General features: G+C 70.7%; 20 protein-coding genes and 2 pseudogenes. 17 read left to right on the top strand and 5 right to left on the bottom strand.

The window, feature by feature from the left end:
* Positions 1–42 precede the first annotated feature (42 nt).
* The gene (locus ACZ64A_RS34525) at positions 43–882 is read left to right on the top strand and encodes a patatin-like phospholipase family protein (protein WP_469815887.1); all 840 of its coding nucleotides are present in this window, start codon (positions 43–45) and stop codon (positions 880–882) included.
* 130 nt (positions 883–1,012) lie between these two features.
* Here ACZ64A_RS34525 and ACZ64A_RS34520 read toward each other — a convergent pair whose 3' ends face one another.
* Positions 1,013–1,702, bottom strand: a complete 690-nt coding sequence (locus ACZ64A_RS34520; protein ID WP_469815886.1) for a TetR/AcrR family transcriptional regulator — start codon at positions 1,700–1,702, stop codon at positions 1,013–1,015.
* Positions 1,703–1,811: 109 nt separating this feature from the next.
* Between ACZ64A_RS34520 and ACZ64A_RS34515 the strand changes: the two genes are divergently transcribed.
* The 3 genes from ACZ64A_RS34515 (at position 1,812) to ACZ64A_RS34505 (ending at position 3,722) form a co-directional block, all read left to right on the top strand.
* Positions 1,812–2,510, top strand: coding sequence for a hypothetical protein (locus ACZ64A_RS34515; RefSeq protein WP_469815885.1), 699 nt, complete (start codon positions 1,812–1,814; stop codon positions 2,508–2,510).
* On the top strand, positions 2,473–2,745 hold the full coding sequence (locus tag ACZ64A_RS34510) for a hypothetical protein (protein WP_469815884.1): 273 nt from the start codon (positions 2,473–2,475) through the stop codon (positions 2,743–2,745). The genes ACZ64A_RS34515 and ACZ64A_RS34510 overlap by 38 nt, the downstream gene beginning before the upstream one ends.
* Positions 2,746–3,020: 275 nt before the next feature.
* Positions 3,021–3,722 carry a bleomycin resistance protein gene (locus tag ACZ64A_RS34505; RefSeq protein WP_469815883.1) on the top strand — a complete coding sequence of 234 codons (702 nt, stop codon included), beginning with the start codon at positions 3,021–3,023 and terminating at the stop codon, positions 3,720–3,722.
* Between the two features lie 321 nt (positions 3,723–4,043).
* Here ACZ64A_RS34505 and ACZ64A_RS34500 read toward each other — a convergent pair whose 3' ends face one another.
* On the bottom strand, positions 4,044–4,421 hold the full coding sequence (locus ACZ64A_RS34500) for a hypothetical protein (protein WP_469815882.1): 378 nt from the start codon (positions 4,419–4,421) through the stop codon (positions 4,044–4,046).
* Positions 4,421–5,005, bottom strand: a complete 585-nt coding sequence (locus ACZ64A_RS34495; RefSeq protein WP_469815881.1) for a MarR family winged helix-turn-helix transcriptional regulator — start codon at positions 5,003–5,005, stop codon at positions 4,421–4,423. Before ACZ64A_RS34495 ends, ACZ64A_RS34500 begins: the two co-directional genes overlap by 1 nt.
* A 70-nt stretch (positions 5,006–5,075) precedes the next feature.
* Between ACZ64A_RS34495 and ACZ64A_RS34490 the strand changes: the two are divergent.
* The 4 genes and pseudogenes from ACZ64A_RS34490 to ACZ64A_RS34475 all read left to right on the top strand — a co-directional run.
* Positions 5,076–5,323, top strand: a pseudogene (locus tag ACZ64A_RS34490) (hypothetical protein); the annotation flags it as partial.
* A 622-nt stretch (positions 5,324–5,945) separates the two neighbouring features.
* Positions 5,946–6,755 (top strand): DUF2637 domain-containing protein, encoded by an 810-nt coding sequence (locus tag ACZ64A_RS34485; RefSeq protein ID WP_469815880.1) that lies wholly within the window; start codon positions 5,946–5,948, stop codon positions 6,753–6,755.
* Between the two features lie 82 nt (positions 6,756–6,837).
* The gene (locus ACZ64A_RS34480) at positions 6,838–7,212 is read left to right on the top strand and encodes a hypothetical protein (RefSeq protein WP_469815879.1); all 375 of its coding nucleotides are present in this window, start codon (positions 6,838–6,840) and stop codon (positions 7,210–7,212) included.
* Positions 7,213–7,438: 226 nt separating this feature from the next.
* Positions 7,439–7,900, top strand: a complete 462-nt coding sequence (locus ACZ64A_RS34475) for a hypothetical protein (protein ID WP_469815878.1) — start codon at positions 7,439–7,441, stop codon at positions 7,898–7,900.
* Between the two features lie 315 nt (positions 7,901–8,215).
* On the opposite strand, the gene ACZ64A_RS34470 is transcribed toward ACZ64A_RS34475, so the two are convergent.
* Complete coding sequence (locus ACZ64A_RS34470) at positions 8,216–9,121, bottom strand: NADP-dependent oxidoreductase (RefSeq protein ID WP_469815877.1); 906 nt, start codon at positions 9,119–9,121, stop codon at positions 8,216–8,218.
* A gap of 165 nt (positions 9,122–9,286) precedes the next feature.
* Here ACZ64A_RS34470 and ACZ64A_RS34465 point away from each other — a divergent pair.
* Positions 9,287–9,385: pseudogene (locus ACZ64A_RS34465) on the top strand (fic family toxin-antitoxin system, toxin component); the annotation flags it as partial.
* A 238-nt stretch (positions 9,386–9,623) separates the two neighbouring features.
* Here ACZ64A_RS34465 and ACZ64A_RS34460 read toward each other — a convergent pair.
* Positions 9,624–11,246, bottom strand: a complete 1,623-nt coding sequence (locus ACZ64A_RS34460) for a serine/threonine-protein kinase (protein ID WP_469815876.1) — start codon at positions 11,244–11,246, stop codon at positions 9,624–9,626.
* 510 nt (positions 11,247–11,756) lie between these two features.
* On the opposite strand from ACZ64A_RS34460, the gene ACZ64A_RS34455 reads away from it, so the two are divergent.
* From ACZ64A_RS34455 to ACZ64A_RS34420, 8 genes are all read left to right on the top strand, one after another.
* Complete coding sequence (locus ACZ64A_RS34455; RefSeq protein ID WP_469815875.1) at positions 11,757–12,758, top strand: threonine ammonia-lyase; 1,002 nt, start codon at positions 11,757–11,759, stop codon at positions 12,756–12,758.
* A gap of 293 nt (positions 12,759–13,051) precedes the next feature.
* On the top strand, positions 13,052–14,158 hold the full coding sequence (locus ACZ64A_RS34450; protein ID WP_469815874.1) for a phenylacetate--CoA ligase family protein: 1,107 nt from the start codon (positions 13,052–13,054) through the stop codon (positions 14,156–14,158).
* The gene (locus ACZ64A_RS34445; RefSeq protein WP_469815873.1) at positions 14,155–15,363 is read left to right on the top strand and encodes an aminotransferase class V-fold PLP-dependent enzyme; all 1,209 of its coding nucleotides are present in this window, start codon (positions 14,155–14,157) and stop codon (positions 15,361–15,363) included. The genes ACZ64A_RS34450 and ACZ64A_RS34445 overlap by 4 nt, the downstream gene beginning before the upstream one ends.
* Before the next feature lies 1 nt (position 15,364).
* Positions 15,365–16,969, top strand: a complete 1,605-nt coding sequence (locus tag ACZ64A_RS34440) for an AMP-binding protein (protein WP_469815872.1) — start codon at positions 15,365–15,367, stop codon at positions 16,967–16,969.
* Complete coding sequence (locus ACZ64A_RS34435; RefSeq protein WP_361621997.1) at positions 16,966–17,235, top strand: phosphopantetheine-binding protein; 270 nt, start codon at positions 16,966–16,968, stop codon at positions 17,233–17,235. Before ACZ64A_RS34440 ends, ACZ64A_RS34435 begins: the two co-directional genes overlap by 4 nt.
* Complete coding sequence (locus ACZ64A_RS34430; RefSeq protein WP_469815871.1) at positions 17,232–18,236, top strand: TauD/TfdA family dioxygenase; 1,005 nt, start codon at positions 17,232–17,234, stop codon at positions 18,234–18,236. Before ACZ64A_RS34435 ends, ACZ64A_RS34430 begins: the two co-directional genes overlap by 4 nt.
* Before the next feature lie 85 nt (positions 18,237–18,321).
* Positions 18,322–19,308 carry a DMT family transporter gene (locus ACZ64A_RS34425; RefSeq protein ID WP_469815870.1) on the top strand — a complete coding sequence of 329 codons (987 nt, stop codon included), beginning with the start codon at positions 18,322–18,324 and terminating at the stop codon, positions 19,306–19,308.
* Positions 19,301–20,059, top strand: a complete 759-nt coding sequence (locus tag ACZ64A_RS34420) for a thioesterase II family protein (RefSeq protein ID WP_469815869.1) — start codon at positions 19,301–19,303, stop codon at positions 20,057–20,059. Before ACZ64A_RS34425 ends, ACZ64A_RS34420 begins: the two co-directional genes overlap by 8 nt.
* The last annotated feature ends 5 nt before the right edge of the window (positions 20,060–20,064 follow it).

Here is a 20,064-nt window from a genome sequence, read left to right as displayed (position 1 = left end):
CGTGGGTGGGCCGTCCGCGGTCGCTCACGGAGAGGGGGAAGCGTGTCCGGCAGTGCACTCGTGCTCGGCGGCGGCGGACCGGTGGGCGGCGCCTGGATGACCGGAGTCCTCGCCGGACTCGCCGAAGCCGGGGGCGATCTCGGCGGCGCCGACGTCGTGATCGGCACTTCCGCCGGTGCCGTCTTCGGGTCCCGGCTGCGGTCCGGTGTCCCGGCCGCGGATCTCTACGAGCGCCAGCTTTCCGGAGCGGACGCGGTCCGTCTGCCGGTCACCGTGCGCCAGACGGCGCGCTTCCTCGGGGCGGCCCTCGGCTCCCGCGATCCCCAGCGCTCCGTCGAACGCCTCGCCCGGGCGGCGCTGCGGGCCCGGACCGGGCCGGAGTCGGTCGTCTTCGACACGGTCGGCGCGCTCCTGGGCGACGTACGCGACTGGCCCGAGCGGGACCTGCGGATCACCGCGGTCGACGCGCGGACCGGACAAGTCGAGGTGTTCGACTCACGCTCCGGCGTGACACTCCTCGAAGCGGTCTCGGCGAGCTGCGCCGTGCCCGTCGTGTGGCCGCCGGTCACCGTGGCGGGCCGGCGCTGGATGGACGGCGGCAGCCGTTCGACCGCCAACCTGCAGCTCGCCCGCGGGTGTGGCCGAGTGCTGGCCATCGTGCCGGTCCCCCGGGCGGTCGGGCCGCATCCGAGCGCCTGGCGGCAGGCCGCGGAACTGTCCGACGACGGCACGCGTGTCATCCTGCTGTCTCCCGACCGCGCCGCACGCCGCGTGATGGGCCGCAACTTGACGGACGACACACGCCGGGCGGCTGCCGCCCGCGCGGGCCATGCCCAGGCCAGCGCGCTGGCCCCCACGGTGGCCGACGCCTGGCAGCGATGACCCGCGCCAAAACGCCCGCTTCCACATACCCCTGAGCCTTGGGAAGTCGATGTCGTCGGCGCCGTGAGACGGCGCAACCCCCCGCAGGCAGACCCCGGCCCCACCGTCACCACGGGCGGCGCGTCTTCGCTCAACCGTCGGCTGCCGAAAAGTCCGGCTCCGCCCGTGTGTCCACGGCAGCGGCCGGCAGTCCCTGGCTCAGTGCCGCGAAACCGGAGCAGAGCAGGCGGATGCTTCGCACGAACTTCTCGTCCTGGCTCAGCCGGGGCATCAAGTCGCCCATGACCAGCGGGAACCGCTCGCGCAGGTCGGCGTAGCCCTCGGCGGTCACGGCCGGCGGGGCGGTCGGCTGGTTCTGCTCCTGGAGGACGAAACCGGTGACATGGCTGAGCAGGGTGTCCGCGGCGATGGCGCAGTCGCCGGCCGGAAGGCCGCCCTCGATCAGGGTGCGCAGCAGGCGTTCCATCAGGGAGAGGGCGCCCGCGCTGAGCGTGCCGGGGCTCTCGGCGAGGAGCTGGGCGCCGCCGGGGTGTTCCCTGATGGTCCGGCGCAGCGCGCCGGCCTGGGTCTGGACGCGGTCCTGCCAGGTGGCGGCGGCGGGAAGGGCGGCCAGGGCGTCGGTGCCGGCGTCGTACGCGCTGCGGCACACCCGGTCGGCCATCAAGGCGAGCAACTCGTCCTTGCCGCGCACGTGGTAGTAGAGGCTGCCCGCGTGGACGTCCAGGTGATCGGCGACCTGGCGCATGGACAGATTCTGGTAGCCGACCCTGGCGAAGACGGCCATGCCCGCTTCGACGATGCGCTCCTTGGTGAGCTTCATGGCTCCACCGTACAACTTTTCCAACACTGTTCGAAAACTGTGCTAGCTTGGCGCCGCCGAGTTTTCGAACGGCGTTGGAAAAGACTCGAATACGGGGGAAGGGGCTGGCATGGGGGCGATCCTGTTCAACGTGACCACGGCCGCACTGATGGTCATGATGGTCAACTGCGGGCTCGGCGTGACCGGCCGCGACACCCTGCGGGGACGGCCGCTGCCCTGGGCGGCGATCACCCTGACCGCGCTCGCCGCCGCCGGAATCCTGCTCCAGCTGCTCTGGTCCGGCGCCATGGACACACTGGACGCCGACCCCGCCAAAACCGGCTGGTGGCGCGAACTCACCTCGGTGTTCATGCAGAACGGCGGCTTCTTCGGCGGCCTGTGGAACCTCGTCACCCTCGCAGCGGTCGCCGCGCTCGCCCAGTGGTACTGGGGCGGCCCGCTCACCCTCGCCTTCTTCCTCGCCGGCATCCTCCTGCCCGGCCGCATCGACGACCTGCTCGGCATCGGCGACGGCCCCAGCACCGACCCCCGCAACTTCGCCGGCAGCTCCGGCGCCACCTACTTCCTCGGCGCCACCCTCGCCCTCGCCCTCATCACCCGCACCCGCCTGCCCAAACAACTCGCCCTCGCCGTCGGCGTCCCCGTACTGGGCCTGACCATGTGGCTCACCCAGCACAACGGCCACGGACTCGTCACCGTCTACGGGTTCGCACTCGCCGCAGCCGTATGGGCGATCCGCCTCGCGGTTGTTCAGCGGTCACACAGGTCTGGTGCTCAGCAGTGGCGGGGCGGCGCGGGCCGCCCGTGAGGCCGAACTCGCGGGCAGCAACGGCCAGTACATCCGCCTGCGCATCAGCAACCACGGCCGCCACCACCTCCTCCCCGGCGACAAGCCCCGGGCACCCGCCGGCGACACGGAACAGACCAGGAAGGAAACCTTCGCGGCAGCCAGGGGGCGTTCTGGTGACAGCCCCTTCGAGGACCCCGACGTCATGCACTCCGACTACACCGAGTGGCGCGGCGGCCCGGAGGTATGCGGATAGGAGCCCGGTCAGGGGCTGGGGTATGAGGCGGCCTGCACCTTCCAGCCACTGCCGGTGCAACTGTCGTGCGGGGACGGGAACCGGCGTCTGTGAACTACGGGGTGACTGACGCGGTGATCTCCGCCTGCCGCCTGCGGCACCCTGGGAGATGGCTGCGGTCCCGTTGTCAGAGGCAGTTGGCAAGATCGCGGGCATGAAGTTGCCGTGACGCACGACCAGGCGAGAGGGATGGTCGAAACCCTCCGCGACTATTCAAGTTTGACTACACTGCCCGTATGAGGGAGACGACCATCCCGATCCTGCCGTGCCGGACCATCCAGCAAGTTGTCGACTTCTACACCGTCCTCGGGTTCGCGGTTACCTTCCAGCAGAAGAGTCCCAACCCGTACGCGGTCGTGGAGCTCGGCGGCATTCAGCTTCACTTCTTCGCGTTGAAGGGGTACGAGCCGGCCGAGTCATACAGCACCTGCCTTGTCCGCACCGATGATGTCGACGGGCTGCACGAGGCCTTCCGTGCCCGGCTCAAGGCAGCGTACGGAAAGGTCCCCACCCGTGGGCTGCCGCGCATCGGGCCGCTCAGGGACACGTCCTTCGGTACGCGGCAGTTCCTTGTGACCGATCCGGGTGGCAACTGCCTGCGCATCGGGCAGCCGACCAGCCAGGACCAGCGCCACCGGCCTGCACCCGCGGAACCGTTTGCCCGAGCCCTCCATCACGCCTCTTTGTTCGCGGACTCCAAGGACGACCCCGAAGGTGCCGCGAAGATCATCGATCGGGCTCTCCGCTTGGAAGACCAGCAGCCCACGCCCGTGCAGTTGCTTCGACTGCTGGTGCTGCGTGCGGACGTCGCCGGGCGACTCGATGACGAGGACACCGCGAGGGCCGCGCGCAGCCGAGCCATTGCCATCCAGCTCACCGACCAGGAGAGGGAATCGGTCCGTGACGACCTCCGCCGCCTCGGAGAGCTACAGGCCTGATCCCGTTACCCCTTTTTGCGGGCCCCTCAATGAAGGCGGCGCCAGATACGCGGTCACCGCCTCCTCCGTGTGCGCTCGGCGAGTACGCCTCGGCGAGGATCTGCTTGCCCGTGCAGTGGTCACGGAGCTCCGAGGGGATGTTGCCGGCGTGGACGACCAGCCGGTTCACGTGCGACGCGACGATCGCGCCCTGCAGGATGTTGGCCACAGGTCACATCGGAGCACCGAAGACGGTTGGCCAAAGATTGCAGGCGACCGAGGCGATCTGCTCGGTGGGGTGAGTCCTGCGCTGGGGTTGGCTCACGGATGTCGACCACGCTGTCAGGACGGGTTGGCTGCCTGCATGATCGCGTGCCAGGGGGTGGCGTCGAAGATCAGGCGGATGGTGTCGATCCGGCCGTTGGTGAGGTGGAAGTTTTCTGCCGTGCGTTGAGTGCCGATGGCCGGGACGGAAGTGTGAACGTCGTAGATCAAGGTCGCTTCGGTCTCGCCGTACAGTTCGCTGACCAGATCGACGGCGGTGACGATTCCCAGGAACGCGTCCAGGCCGGTGAGGTGCTCGTGCGTACTGTCGGAGGTCAGCAGGGGGCTTTGGAAGTGGAAGGGTTCGCTGAGGGTTCGGGCAGCGGCCGGGATGTCGCCCTGGAACCGGGCTTGGTGGTAGGCGCTGACGGTGGTGCGTGTCGTGGCCGTCGTCATCAGGGGTTGGTCCCTTCGGTGGCAGCGAGGTGGGTGGCGATGCGCTGCTGGTTCTGAACAAGCCGGAGGCACAGGTGGCGGAGTTGGTGGAGTTCGGTGTCGGTGAATCCGTGGAACAGTGCTGCCATCGCCCGCTGTGTCGGTGTTCGGAACTCGTCCAGCCATGTCAGGCCGGCCGGGGTGATGCGCACGAGGATGGACCGGCGATCACCGGGGTCGGGATCGCGTCGGACGAGTCCTTCGCGTTCGAGTGTGTCGACCAGGCCGGTGGCATTACGGGGCGTCATGCCCGCGGAACGGGCGAGGTCGCCGAGATTCGAACCGGCTTCGCCTAGTGTGCGCAGCCGGATCAGTACATCACTGGCTCCCGCGCTGAGACCACGGCCTTCCGCTCCATGGGCCCGAAGCCGCTCCACGGACCTGTGCGCGGCGCGCGCCGCGGCTGCCGCCTCCAGGCGCAGGGTGTCGCCACCCACAGTGAACTCCACCATGGCCGCGCGCACTTGAGGGTCGTAGAGCAAGCCGTCCGAGTCCTGGGCGAGGGGTTCGGAATTATTTACGTGCTTCACAATGAAGTGATACATGATTGGTTGAGCACGGTCAAGACGCCGAAGGACCCGACCGCAGCTCTCCGGAGACGACACCGCTGCGCCCATGGTGAGGCAGGCTCAGCTGCTTCCCCTTGCTGTGCCTCAGTCACCGATGCGAGCGGCTTCGACGGCCCTTACCAGGCAGTCGTCCGCTCCCACCGGCGGACATCGCCTCGCCCTCGGCATCGGCGAGGGCGACCTCTGCGTCCGCATGGCGTACGAGTTCCTGGCCGGCGGCAGGCCTCTGCAGCTGTCGACCAGTTGGGAGCTGGACGCCCTCACCGTCCTCCCGAGGGAGGGCCGCACTCCGGGAAGAGGTAGCGGCGATTGTCCGGGAGCGGAGGGCGGGTTGGCCCCCGAACATGTGTCGAGCGACAGAGGCTCAGAGCTACTGCACAGGAGGTGCGGACCCTTCTGGCGCAGGCCCAGGGGCCCCTATGCGCAGGCCATGGGCCCTGTGCGCAGGCAGCGGTCCTCCTGGCCGGAGAGAGCTCAAAGGACAATCTGCTCGATGCATTACAGATTAAAGCCAGCGCGGCTGACTCTTACGACAAGCGCCGCCTCCAAAAGTTTCACCAAATCCTCTCACTCGATTGCCGCGCATCTGGAGGAGCAAGGAATGCGTTAGCGGACTATGACGAAAGCAAGTGTATTTTCCTCGGCCCCCTCCGGGCCGACGGCGGAGAAGCGCCCTGCGGCCCGGGGCGTGCCGGTAGGGCGATACATCTTCACGCCGGCCACGGCGTATTCATCGCCTGACGCCAGAGGCACCCTGCACAAAGACGGCGCGAGGGTCGAACTGCGCGTCACTGAGACCCTGCTCAGGGAGTTTCTCATGTTGCTGGACACAGCCCAGGAGGAGCTCAGTCGGCGGTGGGCCGGCCAGGGGCATTCCGATGTCCTCGCATCCCGCATCTGACGGAGGCGGACTTTCGTGAATCACGATTATCCGGAGCACTGGTTCGCCCGGCACGACGAATACCTCGGTGCTTACCAGGACGGGCAGTCGACCGGTTGGCACATGGGCGCCCCTGAGACTCTGCACTCGATGACCTCTCCGGTAGAGGGTTGGGACCCCGTCGAGGAACTCACCTACCTCCTGCAGGATGTCGCGACGGCGGAGCAGGTGGCTGCCGTTCCACCTCCTCGCAGCGAGCCGTCCCCCGGCGTTGACAGCACCGACGACCCGATGGACAAGCTGGTCAAGCTCACGGCTGAGTTGCCGCCCATCCGGCGCTTCTCCGCCGGGCACCGGAAGGTGCGATCCCGCCAACCCCGCTTCACGAGGTTGCAGACCCTCAGCTACGTCATCGCTGCCGTCGCCTGCATCATCGTTTCGATGGTGAGTGTTTTTGGCGGCATGGTGGCCTACGCACCTCTCCTGCATATCGCGCCGGATACACGGGGCGCGATGGCTCAGGCGTGGCCCCTTCTGATCTACGGCCCCTGGATGGTGGCCTCGCTCTCCATCCTGCGGGCTGCCCTGCACCAACGACGTGCGATGCACTCCTGGTTCGTCGTTCTGCTGTTTTCCTCCCTCGCAATGATCCTCTGCGTGGCCGAGGCCGACAGAACCTTCACGAGTGTCGCCGCGGCCGCCTTGCCGGCCATCGCATCCCTGGCCTGCTTCCAGCAACTGGTCCGTCAGATCACTCTCACTCGGCCACCTCGCCAGAGGACCTCACGTCGCCGACAGCGCCTCACTCCCCCAGCTCCGGAGTCCACGAAATCCAAAAGGGCATAGCCTCACGTGAACCGAGGCGCAGGCCCTGCGCCCGGGCGACCGGGCGCGGACGCTGGACGACGGCGATGCCGAGGGGGCCTCGGTGCGCCGGGCCGCCGCGCGGACGCAGGTGTGCAATTTCGAGGTCGAGGGCGAACGCACCTACTTCGTGGGCGGCAGCAAGCTGATCGTGCACAACAGCTGCCGTATATTCCCCCACCGGATGGCCACTGGCATCGGGGAAGAACCAGCCCTGGCGGAGCGGTTCGGTATCGGGCCCGCCAAGCCGGGATCGGTGGACTGGGAGCGGTACATCGACTTCGATGACGAGCCCGTCAAGTGGGCCGTTCCGGAGGACGGACAACTGGTCATCACGGTGAAAGTAGTCAGCGGCAAGGATCTCTCCCACCCGGTGCTCAGCGGTGGCGGGGCGGTCCGGGCTGCCAGGCCTCGCGGTGGCCGGGTGAAATTCCAATGACCAGTCCCGTTTTCGGTGGCCGGCGTCCAGCACCCGCGCTCGCGCGGACTGGATGCCGGCCTTGTGCTGTCCCGTCAGGTTGCGGTGGCGGTGTGTGGGAGCGCTAGGGGGCGTGCGTCCCAACCGCCACAGCGGGAGAGTGGATTGGGGTGAAAAGTGCGCGTGGACGACGCGCTTCCGTACCGCGCCTGGATAGCCTCGGATTCCCCACAGACAAGGACACTCCATGCGCCTGCGACAGACCGCGGCCCTCATCGCCGCCACCGCACTCGCCGTTCTCATCCCCACCGCCGACGCCCAGGCCGCCGCCGTCTCCTGCGGCGGCTCCGTCTCCACCCAGGGCATCGCCGCCAACGGCTGCATCAGCGCCGAGAGGTTCAAGGAAGGAAAGGTCTTCTTCCGCGACATCAAGGCACACACCGTCATCACCAACACCCGCGCCCGCGCCTCCTACGTGGAGTACGAAGCTTTCCTTCACGTCGCCGGTGACGGCGACGACTGGATGAAGATGGGCAGCGGACGCACCCTCGTCCAGCGCCGCTCGACCGTCGGCCCCATCGAAATCGCCAGCTCCACCCGCGTCTGCTTCGTCGTCAACGCGAAGATCACCGTCCGCGTCCATGTCAGGCCGGCGGGAGGTGCCTGGAGCAACTGGTCCAGCGCCGCCACCTCCCAGTGCCAGACCTGACTTCCCGTGCCAGCGCCCCGGGCCCTCCCTCCCCGTAAACGTCGGGCGTTCAACGTTTTCGGCAGGGTTCATCTGCCATCGCGCTGGCCGGCGACATCGAACACGATCAGGTGGCCGGGCAGTTCCTCCGGCGTCCTCCCCTCGTCCGCCCAATAGCCCGGTCTCTGTCGTTGGCCTGTGTGTTGGCCGCGCCGGTGCAGCGAGTGCCTGGATGTTGGGATCAGGGGGAGCCGGCCGCGGGATGCCGGCTGCGGGCGGCTGGGGGGCCTCATCGGTTCCAGCGACGCGAGGCGGCGGCATGGGACCGGGGGGAGGTCAGGGCACGAGGACGGCCTTGCCCCGGTTGCGGTGGGCTTCCAGGTCGGCTTGTGCCTGTGCCGCTTGCGCCAACGGGTAGGTGCGCCAGACGGGCAGGGTGAGCTCCCCGGCGGCGGCCAGCTGCACCAGCTCTGCCAGGGACTGCCCCATCTGCTCGGCGGTACCGGCGCTGAAGCGCACGCCGTGCTGCTGGGCGGTCGTATCGGCGATGGTGATGACTTTGCCCGCGTCGCCGGTCAGGGTGACGGAGTCGGCGAGCACTCCGGCGCCGGAGGCGTCGAACACGAAGTCCACGCCTCCCGGCGCGGCGCCCCTGACCCGCTCCAGCCAACCGTCGCCGTAGCGGACTGCGTGGGCGCCGAGAGTGGTGACGCGTTCCAGGTCGCGCTCGGCGGCTGTGCCGATGACCGTGACGCCGCGGGCGGCGGCGAGCTGTACCGCAATGACGCCCACGCTGCCGGCGGCGCCGTGGACCAGCAGCGTCTGGCCCGCCCGTACGCCCAACTGGGCAAGGACCCGGGCCGCGGTCCGGCCGACCGTGACCAGCGAGGCGGCGACCTCCCACGGCAGGGCGCGGGGCTTGGCCACCGGCTCTTCCAGCAGGGCGTACTCGGCGTAGCTGCCGCCGACGGTGGCGCCGAGGACCTCGTCCCCCACCGTCGCGTCGGCTCCCTCGCCGACGGCATCGACGACACCGGCCGCGTCCAGGCCGGGGATCACGGGGAAGTCGGCCGAGGCCATGCGGGACATCAGGCCGGAACGGATCTTCATGTCGATCGGGTTCACGGAGGCGGCCCGCACCTTGATCCGGACCTGGCCCGGGCCCGGCGTCGGCGGGGTGACCTCCGACAGCCGCAGCACGTCGGGCCCGCCGTACTCGGAGAAAGTGATCGCTTTGGACATGGGAAGCTCCCAGGGAGAGGACGCGGATGCGAAGTGACCCGCATCACAAGAGTGGGGCCGAAGTGGCGGGGCGCCCCGGAGGCAGGCCGTGGGCACGGACGGCGGATGCCGTCTCCGTCAGCCGGTGAGGGTGGGGTGGTCGGTGTGACCGCGGTGGTCGCCCCTCCGCTGTACGCCGCTGTCGCCCGGGTCAATGCCAGGGCGATGGAGCGCGACATCTGCGGATCTGTGTATCTCAAGGCCGGCGCACTGCTGCAGACCCTGGTCCCGGCCATCCTCGGTGCGGGCCGCCGCCTGCTCGCGGACGGCGCCGTCCCCACCCGCCTCCGCCACACCGCCGGCCGCCTCACCTCCGCCGGGGTCTCCTCCAGTCGTACGACCTGGTCGGACCGCCGGAGTACGGGTCGTTCGAGACGCCGGAAGACGCCTAGAGCTTTTGACATGCCGGACAGGATCGCGGACGGGGGCGAGGCGGGGCAGCCGCCCCGTAGTCGGGCGCCGGTCAGCTCCAGACGGGTTTCTCACGGTTCTCCGGCTCGTCCGTCAGGAACCCGTCGAGCATGCGGGCGATCTGGACCGCTCTGCTCGTGCAGAACTCCTGTCGGCCCGTCTCGTCCGCCGGGATCTCGGACTCCCTGTACGACACCGTGATGAAGAGGTTGTCCTGCCGGAAGTGAACGGAAGTCCCGTCCTTCTTGCCGGACTTGTCGCTCGACTCGTCCTGCACGGACTGAAGGGCCTCTTCCGCCGGCAGGTCGGACTCCGGCACCTTGCTGGTGTTGATGGTGCGGTCGAAGGAGTTGGGGCCGGGCGTGATCGACGCCATCTCCTTGTGCGCGTCCGCTTCGCTGTCGAGCAGCCGTGCCTCGATGGTCAGTCTGAAGGGGAAGTTGCCGTTCGCCTTCCATCCGCAGTTCGCGTTCTTGCTGTCGTTGTCGGTCCGGGGAAGCTCCCAGCCCGCCACTTGGGTGAAGCCGCGCAGCTGGTTGCGGTCCAGGTAGCCGCACACGTCCGGCATCCGCCGGAACTGGGCCGTCGCCGTCGGGCTTGGGCTCGGGGCCGATCCGGCGTCGTCGGCGCGGTCGTCGCGGTGCCCGGCTGTGACGTAGTAGGTGACGGCGGCCGTCACGAGGAGGGCCGTCGAGAGAGCCGTCAGAGGCACGACGCCTCTGCGGCCGCGCCAAGGCCGGTCAGGCGCAAAGGATTTGGGCGGCTCGGCGTCCTCCTTGTCGTCTCCGCCGCCGGGAAGGGGGCGCGTAGGCGTCGCCGGCGGGAGCGGCGCGGTCAGGTGGGTGTCCGCGCGTAGCCGGGCGAGGTGCTCGCGCACCGCCGCCGCCGAGCGGGGACGGTCCTCCGGATCGCGTTGGAGGAGGTCCGTCAGTAACCGGGCCACCGCCGCCGGGACGTCGGGACGCAGTGCGGTCACCGGCCTGGGATCTTTGTCGAGTTTGCGGCGGACCACCGCCAGCGGGGTGCCGTCGCCGAACGGCGGCTCCCCGGCGAGCAGGGCGAACAGGACGCTGCCGAGGGCGTAGAGGTCGGAGCGTTCGTCACCGCGCTGGTCCAGGAACTGCTCCGGCGCCCCGTACTGGGCGGTGCCCACCGGCGAGAGCACGCTGGTCGGCGCGACCGTGAACGTGTGGGCGTGGATGAAGCCCGCGATGCCGAAGTCCACGACCTTGACGGAGCCGCCGGCGGTGAGCATGACATTGGACGGCTTGATGTCGTAGTGCACGACGTTGACGGCGTGCGCGGCCACCAGGGCGGCACAGATCTCCTCGGCGAGCTCCAGGGCGCGCGCGAGCGGCAGGGGGCCCTGCCCGTGCAGATGCTCGGCGAGGCTGGTGCCCTCGATGTGCTCCATGACCAGGAAGTGCACGTCCTCATGGACCCCGCTGTCGTGGAGGGCCACGACGTTCGGATGGTTGATCTGGGCCGCGGCGACGGCCTCGCGAGCGAAGCGCCGGACCAGCTCGGGCGATGCGCTGCCGTCGTGGCGCAGGAGCTTGACGGCGACATCGCGGTGCAGGCGCCGGTCACGGGCGGCCCACACCTCACCCATGCCGCCCCGGCCGAGCAGCCGCGTCAGTTCGTACCTGTCGGCGATGAGAGCGCCCCGCTCCACCCCGCCACCTCCCGTGATCGGTACCGGCGCCAGCATGACGGATCACGCCGGGATGCGGCAGCCGGTTCCGGTGCTCACCGACTTCGGGCCGGGCGAGGGTTGAACGGCCTGCTACTGGCGGTACTCCAGGGGGAACCGCCCGATCCGGCTGATCGCCGCGTCCAAGACGTCCGCACCTACGACGCCGACCCGCCCGAACTGCCCGAGCCGGACCGCGGTTTGGTCATCCGAGCGGTGCGCCGGTGGTGGTTGGAGTCGGTGGGCTGAGTCGCCGTCCCTGCCGCCCGGCCGCTTTGGCGTCGAATTCGCGCCATTGTTGCGCCAATTCGGCGAGATCGCAAAGAGGAATCCTACCGGTTCGGTAGGAAACATCGTCAAGGTAAAGGGTGGCAAAATTCGCAGAGGTGGCCTTGAAGCGCTTGCAATTCATCACCTAGGTTCCTGGCTTGGTTCATTCACCCGCCGACGACGCCGGCTCCGAGATCCGGACCGGCCGACCCTGGAGCGAGGATGCCCCACCCATCCGGCTCGCCCCTGTCCGTCTCCGACTTAGCCGAGTCCCTCGTCCACCACGACGAGATCTCCGCAGCCGCCCGCCTGCTGGCGGGACGCATCCGCCGCACTCCCGTGCTCCCGCTCGAGGGAAGCGAACTGCTGCTCAAGGCGGAGCATCTGCAACTGCTCGGCTCCTTCAAGATCCGCGGCGCGCTGAACGCCGTCGCCACCCTCCCCGAGGACGTCCGCGCCCGGGGAGTGGTCGCCTTCTCCAGCGGCAACCACGGCAAGGCCGTGGCCTACGCGGCCGGCCTGTACGGCATCAAGGCCACCGTCGTCATGCCGCACACCGCCCCCGCCGTGAAGATCGACGGGGTGCGCGCGCTCGGCGCCACCGTCGAACTGGTGACGCCCGAGCGGCGCGACGTGTACCCGTACGAACTCGCCGAACGCACCGGGGCGCACCTCGTGCACCCCTTCGACTCGCGCGCCGCCATCGCCGGGCACGGCACGCTCGCGCTGGAACTGCTGGAACAGGTCCCCGACGTCTCGGCCGTCCTCGTGCCGGTCAGCGGCGGCGGGCTGCTCAGTGGCGTCGCCGCCGCCGTCAAGGCGCTGCGCCCGCAGGCCGCGGTCATCGGCGTCGAGCCGGAACTCGCCGGCGACGCCGCCGAGAGCCTGCGCCGCGGCGAGCGCGCCGTGTGGACCACGGCGGACGCCTACCGCACCTGCGCCGACGGGCTGCGCGCGACCACGCTCGGAACACTGCCCTGGGCGCACATACGGCGGCTCGTGGACGACATCGTCACCGTCTCGGAGGACGACATAACCGAGGCCCTGTGTTGTCTGGCCCGCCAGGGAAAGCAGCTCGTCGAGCCGTCGGGAGCAGTGGCCCCGGCGGCTCTTCTGTGCGGCCGCCATGTGCCGCCCGCCACGGCGGGCCCGGTCGTGGCGGTCGTCTCCGGAGGGAACGCGGACCCCGCCCTGGTCGCCTCCCTGCTGACCTCACCGTCCTGAAACCCGTCCAGCCCATGTGAAGCACCGTCCTGAAATCGATCCAGACCATGGGACCGCACCGTCCTGAAATCGATCCACATCATGGGGGAGCTTTGTCACCGCACGCTCGGACCTCGCTGCCGGCGGCATGCACGGAAGCGGAATTCGCCTACCAGTCCTTATCGTTCTACCGGGAGTTGATCGATCGTCACGGTCTCGCGGAAAACGGACGCCTTCGCCTGGCGTCGGAGAAGGAATTCCGCGCCCTTCCCTTCACCGGAAAGCCGGATTTCCGTCGCGGTTTTCCGGCCAAGGTGATCAACCCCGCGGAATCCCTGCCCGAACTGACCTACACCAGCAGCAGTTCCGGCACCACCGGGGACCGTCTGGTCACGGTGGTCCATCGGCCGCTCCTGGCCGAGCGCATGGCGGTCACCGCCGCCGCCCACCCGGCGCTCGCCGAGCGGCTCCTGGGCGCGGAGAACCGCCGAGTGGCCCGGCTCGCCGCGCCCAACTGCTCCGACGTGGAGTGCGCCACGCCGCTGTCCACCCGCGCCGACCGCACCCTGCCCGACGGAACCCTCGTCCTGTCCGTCTCCCACGACGTGCTCGCCACACCGGACGCGATGGTCGACCGGATGCTGGAGGAGATCACCGACCACGCGCCCGCCTGGCTCTACGCCGACCCCACGCACCTGGCCTTCCTCTGCCACCGGGCCCGCGCACGCGGCGTGACCCGCCTGCCGGTCCGGGCCGTCGTCCTGACCTACTCGCTGCTCACCCACGCCGCCCGCCGCGCGGTCACCGAGGCGCTGCCCGAGGACGCCGTGGTGGCGGAGGTACTCTCCATGTCGGAGTTCGGCTGGTTCGGGATCGAGTGCGCCCTCGGCGCGCGGCACCTGAACGAGGAGAACTTCCACCATGAGATCCTGCGCGAGGACGGCACCGAGGCCGGGCCGGGCGAGCTCGGCGAACTCGTCGTCACCAGCATCGGCGACCGGCTCTCACCGCACGTGCGCTACCGCACCGGCGACCTCCTGGAACCCGGCGGCGCCTGTGCCTGCGGAGCCCCGGGGCGCACCGTGATCCACCACGGCCGCGCCTCCTCCCACCTGCTCGACGGCCCCGGCGGACGTGCCGTGACACCCCGCCAGGTGGACGACACCCTCGCCGACGTGACCGGCGTACGCCACTACCGCGTCGACCAGAGCGAGCCCGGCACGGTCCGCTGCCGGATCATCAGCTCCCCCGGCACCGACCCCGCCGAGGAGAGCGGCGCCGTACGGGAGCGGCTGCGCGCGCTGTTGCCGCGCGTCGAACGCGTCGAAGTGAGCACCGTCGCCCACATCGAGGCCGAGCGGTCGGGCAAGTTCGCCACCTGCTCGGGACCGGGCCGGGTCCGCGAAGGAGCGCTGCTGTGACCGCCCTCGCCGACCCGCGTGCCGACTTCCCCCTGCTGCAGCGCACCGTGGACGCCGGACGCCTGGTCTACCTTGACAACGCTGCCACCACGCTCAAGCCGCGCTCCGTCATCGACGCGATCGCCGGCTACTACGGCACCGTCGGCGCGAACATCCACCGCGGCAAGCACATCCTGTCCGAGGAGGCGTCCGAGCGGTACGAGCAGGTCAGGGCCCGGATCGCGGAACGGCTGGGCGTGCCACCGCGCAACGTGGTGTTCACGGCCGGCACCACCGAGGGCATCAACCTCGTCGCCGCCGGCCTGCCGCTGAAGGAGACCGACCTGGTCGCCCTGCCCGTCGACGCCCACCACTCGGCGCAACTGCCCTGGCGCGGGCGGTGCCGCACCACCTGGCTGGCCGCCGGGGAGGACACCACCGTCGACGAGGAGTCCTTCCGGGCCGTCCTGGAGAGCCGGCCCCGTGTCGTGGTCCTCACCGCCGCTTCCAACGTCACCGGCCACACGGCCGACGTGGACCGGCTCGCCGCCCTCGCCCACGAGGCGGGCGCCTGGACCGTCGTGGACGCCGCCCAGCTCGTCCCGCACCGGCTGCCGCGCGTCACCGCGGGCATCGACGCGCTCGCCTTCTCCGCGCACAAGATGCTCGGCCCCACCGGCATCGGCGTGCTCTGCCTCAGCGACCGCCTGATCGAGGCCATCACCCCCGACCGGCTCGGCGGCGGCACCGTCGACTGGGTCGACCAGGCCGGCTACCGGCTGCGTCGCGCGCCGTACCGTTTCGAGGCGGGCACCCCCAACATCAGCGGTGTCTACGGCTTCGGCGCCGCCTTGGAGTACCTCGACCGGACCGGCGCGGACACCGTCGCCGCACGGGACGCCGAGCTGCTCACCGCACTGCTGGAACAAGTGCGCGACCGGCCGTACCTCACGGCGCTCGGCGGGCTCGGCGACCGGGGACGCATCCCCGTGCTCACCGTCACCCTGCGAGGCGTACCCGACCCGTCGGCGATCGCCCGCGCGCTCAGCGACTCCTACGGCGTGATGTGCCGGTCGGGCCACTTCTGCGCCCAGCCGTACTTCACGGCCCACGACCACACGGCCGGGCTGCGGATCGCGCCGTACCTGTACAACACGCGCGAGGACATCGAGTACGCCTTCACCGCCCTGGACGAGGTCCACCGGCTGCTGGCGCGGAGCGTGTGACATGACCGAGCACACCGAGGGCTTCCACGAACGCTTCCGTGCGGTCGCGGCCGCCGCGCCCGATCGCACGGCCGTGATCGGACCGGACGGCCGGCGCACCACCTACGCGGAACTGGCCGCGCTGACCGAGGCGGCCACCCGCTCCCTCGCCGCCCGGCTGCGCGCCGAGGACTGCGTGGTCGTGGAGGCCGAACGCTCCCCGCGCCACCTCGCCGCCATGCTCGCGGCCTGGCGGCTGGGCCTGGCCTACGTACCGCTGCGCGCCCACGAGTCACCCGCCCGGCGCGAGCACGTCCTGCGCCAACTCGCCGGCCGGGCCCTGCTCGTCTCCGGCGACGCCTCCGCCGCCCGCATCGGCCGGGTCGACCGGCGCCGCCACGGCGAGCTGCCCGAGCCGCTGCGCTGGCCCAGCGGCCAGGCGGCCTACGTCGTCTTCACCTCCGGCAGCACCGGCACACCCAAGGGGACCGTGCTCACCGCCGAGGGCTTCACCGCCCGGCTCGACTGGAGCCAGCGGTGCTACCCGCTCACCGCCGACGACGTGCTGCTGCAGCACACCGCGGTCTCCTTCGACTTCGCGGTGTGGGAGGCAGCGGCCGCCCTGCTGCACGGAGCCGCCCTGCTGCTCACCGAGGACGGCCCGTACACCGACCCCGAGGAGGCGGTGGAGTCGGCCGTACGGCACCGGGCCACCGTGGCCCACTTCGTCCCGTCGGTGCTCTCCCTGGTCGAGATGTCCGGACTGCTCGCCGGGTGGACCTCGCTGCGCCTGCTCTACTCGGGCGGCGAGCAACTGCGCGGTGCCCTCGCCCAGCGCGTACTGAGCCAGGCCCCGCACACCCACCTGGTCAACCAGTACGGACCGGCGGAGACCTGCGTCGACTCCACCCACCACCCCTGCACCCCGCCCCTGCCGGACGGCCCCGTGCCCATCGGCCGGGCCATCGACGGCACCCGGCTCACCCTGCTGCCGGTGCCCGGCCTCGGCCCGGACTCCGGGGAGCTGCTCATCGGCGGCACCGGAGTCGGCTTCGGCTACCTGGACCCGGCCGACCCGGCCGGCGACCGCTTCGGCCACGACCGGCACGGCCGCACCTTCCGCACCGGCGACCTGGTGCGCCGGCTGCCGGACGGCGACCTGCTGTTCCTCGGGCGGGCCGACGACCAGGTGAAGGTCGGCGGTGTCCGGGTCGAGCTCGGGGAGATCGAGACGATCGCCGCCTCGTTCCCCGGCGTGACCGCCGCCGTCGCCCTGGCCGTGCCCGGCCCGGACGGCACCGCGCTCGACCTGGTGGTGGAGAGCCGCCGCGCCGATCTCGACGTACGGGCGCTGCGCGGCACGCTCACCGAACGGCTCATGGGTCCGGTGACGCCGCGTCGGCTGCGCGTCGTCACAGCCCTGCCCCGCACCGCGGGCGGCAAGGTCGACCGGGCACGGCTGGCGGCCGCGTCCCGCCCGGCCGGCACGCCGCCGGCGCCCGGCGAACCCGCACAGGACACATCCGTACCGGTGCCTTCCGCGCCGAGCCCTTCCGCGCCGGTCCCTTCCGCGCCGGCCGCAACCGCCCACGCTTCCCGCGCACACGTCCAAGAGGAGATGCGTTGACTTCAGCGAACGACACCCGCGCCACGGACACCGCGGCCCAGGTGGCACAGGTCTGGACGGACGTCCTGGGCTGTCCCCCGCCCGGCGCGGACCAGCACTTCTTCGACGACCTGGGCGGCAACTCGCTGCTCGCCTACCAGGCGACCGTGCGGCTGCGCACGGCCCTGGACCGGCACGTGCCGCTCAAACTGCTGTTCACCGCCCCGCGGTTCGCCGAGTACACCGCACAACTGGACGCCACCGCCGAGGAGGAGCAGCCCGCATGACCGACGGCTCGATCACCCTCGACGACTGCACCACGCACGGCACGTTCCCGCTGATCGTGACCGCGGACGGCGTCCGGGACGCCACCGGCTGGGCCGCCGCCCACGCCGAGCCGTTACGGACCGCGCTGCACCGCCACGGCGCGGTGGTCCTGCGCGGCTTCCCCGTGCCGGACGAGCGCGCCTTCGAGGACGTCGTCCGCGCCCTGAGCGGCGGTTCCTGGGCCGAGTACACCGAGCGCGCCACCCCCCGCTCCCATGTGGCGGGCAAGGTGTTCACCTCCACCGAGTACCCGCCCGACCGCTCGATCTTCGTGCACAACGAGAGTTCCCACGTCCTGCACTGGCCCCGCCACCTGTACTTCTGGTGCGGCACGCCCGCGCAGGAGGGCGGCGAGACACCGGTGTGCGACACGCGCCGCGTCCACCGCGCGCTCGACCCGGCGCTGCGCGAGCGGTTCACCTCCGAGGGGTGGATCTACCAGCGCACCTTCGGCACCGGCATCGGTTTCAGCTGGCAGTCCGTGTACGGCGTCGACACCTTCGAGGAGCTGGAGAAGTACTGCGCCGACCACCACATGGCGGTGCGCCGCGACGGCGACACCGTGCGGGTGCGCTACCGGCGCTGGGCGGCGATCCGGCATCCGCAGACCGGCGAGGACAGCTGGTTCAACCACGGCGTGTTCTTCAACCGCTGGAACCTCGAACCCGAACTGCAGGAGTTCGCCGAGGAACTGGGCGAGGACACGCTGCCGTACAACACCCTGTACGGCGACGGCTCCCCGATACCCCGCGAGGTCATCGAGGAGATACGCGCCGCCTACGACGCCGCGACCGTCGCCGAGCCCTACCGGGCCGGTGACGTCATGGTCGTCGACAACATCGCCGTGGCCCACGGGCGCAGGCCCTATCGAGGGCAGCGGCGCATCCTGGTCACGATGACCGACCCCACCGACGGCACGGCCTTCGCGCCACCTGCCGTCGTGGCCACCCCCGGCTGGTAGCCGGACGGCCGCCCGGCGCGAGCACACCGGCCCGCGCCGGGCGACCGCCCCCGCAGACGAGTACGACGACAAGGGAAGAGCTTTCGTGAACATCGTGCTGTACGCCGTGATCGTGCTGTTCTGGGGCACGACGTGGATCGGCATCAAACTGCAGCTCGGCAGCGTGGATCCGGCGGTGTCGGTCGCGTACCGGTTCCTGCTGGCGGCCCTGTGCATGTTCGTGTGGACCTCGGTCCGCCGGCTGCCGATGCGGTTCACGGCCCGCAGCCATCTGCGCTTCGCCCTCGTCGGCCTGCTGATGTACTCGACCAACTACGTGCTCTTCTACTACTGCTCGCAGCACCTCGTGTCCGGGCTGGTGTCGATCATCTTCTGCCTGTCGGTGGGCTTCAACATCGTCAACGGGCGCATCTTCCTCAAGCGGCCCATCTCCCGCACGGTCGTCCTCGGCGCGCTCGCCGGGCTGTGCGGTCTCGCCATGGTCTTCGCGGACGACATCGCCGGCACCGAGGCCGGCTCGGGGCTGGTGACCGGGCTGCTGCTCGGGCTCGGCGCGACGCTGCTGTTCTCCTTCGGCAACATCGCCTCCTCCTGGAACCAGGCCCGCGCCGGGCTGCCGGTCGTGCAGTCCACCGCCTGGAGCATGCTGTACGGCGGCCTGTTCACCAGTTTGGGCTGCCTGGTGGCGGGCAACTCCTTCACCGTCGAGCCCTCGTTCAAGTACGTGGCCGGTCTGGTGTACCTGTCGGTGTTCGGCTCGGCCATCGCCTTCGTCACCTATCTGACGCTGCTGGCCCGGATCGGTCCCGACCGGGCGGCCTTCGCGACCGTCGTCTTCCCGCTGGTGTCCCTGTCGCTGTCGACGGTCTTCGAGGACTACCACTGGAGCCTGCTCGCCGTCTTGGGCGTCCTGGTGGTCCTGTCGGCCAACGCGGTCATCCTGGGCGGGCCGCACCTGAAGGCCGCCCTGGGCCGCCTCCGCCCGGCCGGCGCCGGCGCGGGTGCGAACGGCGCTGCGGTGCCGGCGGGTGAGCAGGCCGCCGTACCCGAGAGCGGGCCGGGCCGTGGCTGACGGCCGGCCGGGCGTCGCCCGGCGCTACTACCTGCTGCCCTACGCAGGCGGCGGCGCCGGGGCCTACCGGCGGCTGACGGAGCGGTGGCCGGACACCGTCGAGGCCGTTCCACTGGGCTGGCGGCCGGCCGAGTACCTCGGCACGGGCGGCATCCGCCGGCTGGCCGCCGACCTGGCGCGGCGGGTGGCCGAGGACGAGGACCGCCGTCCGGCCGCGGGTTACGGCCTGTTCGGGCACAGCATGGGCGCGCTCGTCGCCTACGAGACCGCCGCCGCGCTGCTGGCCCTTGACTGCCCGCCGCCCGCGGTCCTCGTCGTCTCGGGCCGGGCGGCGCCCCAGTACGGCTTCCGCCCCGCCGTCGACCCGGACGTACCGCAGAGCACGGCGGCGTACCTGCGCTCGTGCGGCGGTGACCTGGCGGCGGCCGCCGAGGACCCCGAGTTCGTCGACCTGGTACGGGAACGGCTGCGGGACGACGTCCTGCTCGGCGGGGAGCACCTCCACCCGGACCGGCCGCCGCTGCCGCTGCCCCTCGTCGCCCTCGGAGGCCGCGACGACCCCCTCACCACACCGCGGGAGACGGCGGGCTGGCTGCGGCACAGCACCGATCCGGGCGGCCTGTGGATCTACCCGGGCGGCCACTGGTTCCTGTGGGACCACGTGCCGGCGGTCGCGGACCGGCTGACGGCGGAACTGCACACCCGCACGAAGGCGAACACCCCGGCCGGGGAGCCGCACCGGCGCGGGTGAGCGCG

The organism is Streptomyces sp. NPDC104814 (genome assembly GCF_055583185.1).
This window is presented reverse-complemented; position numbering and strand designations above follow the sequence as displayed.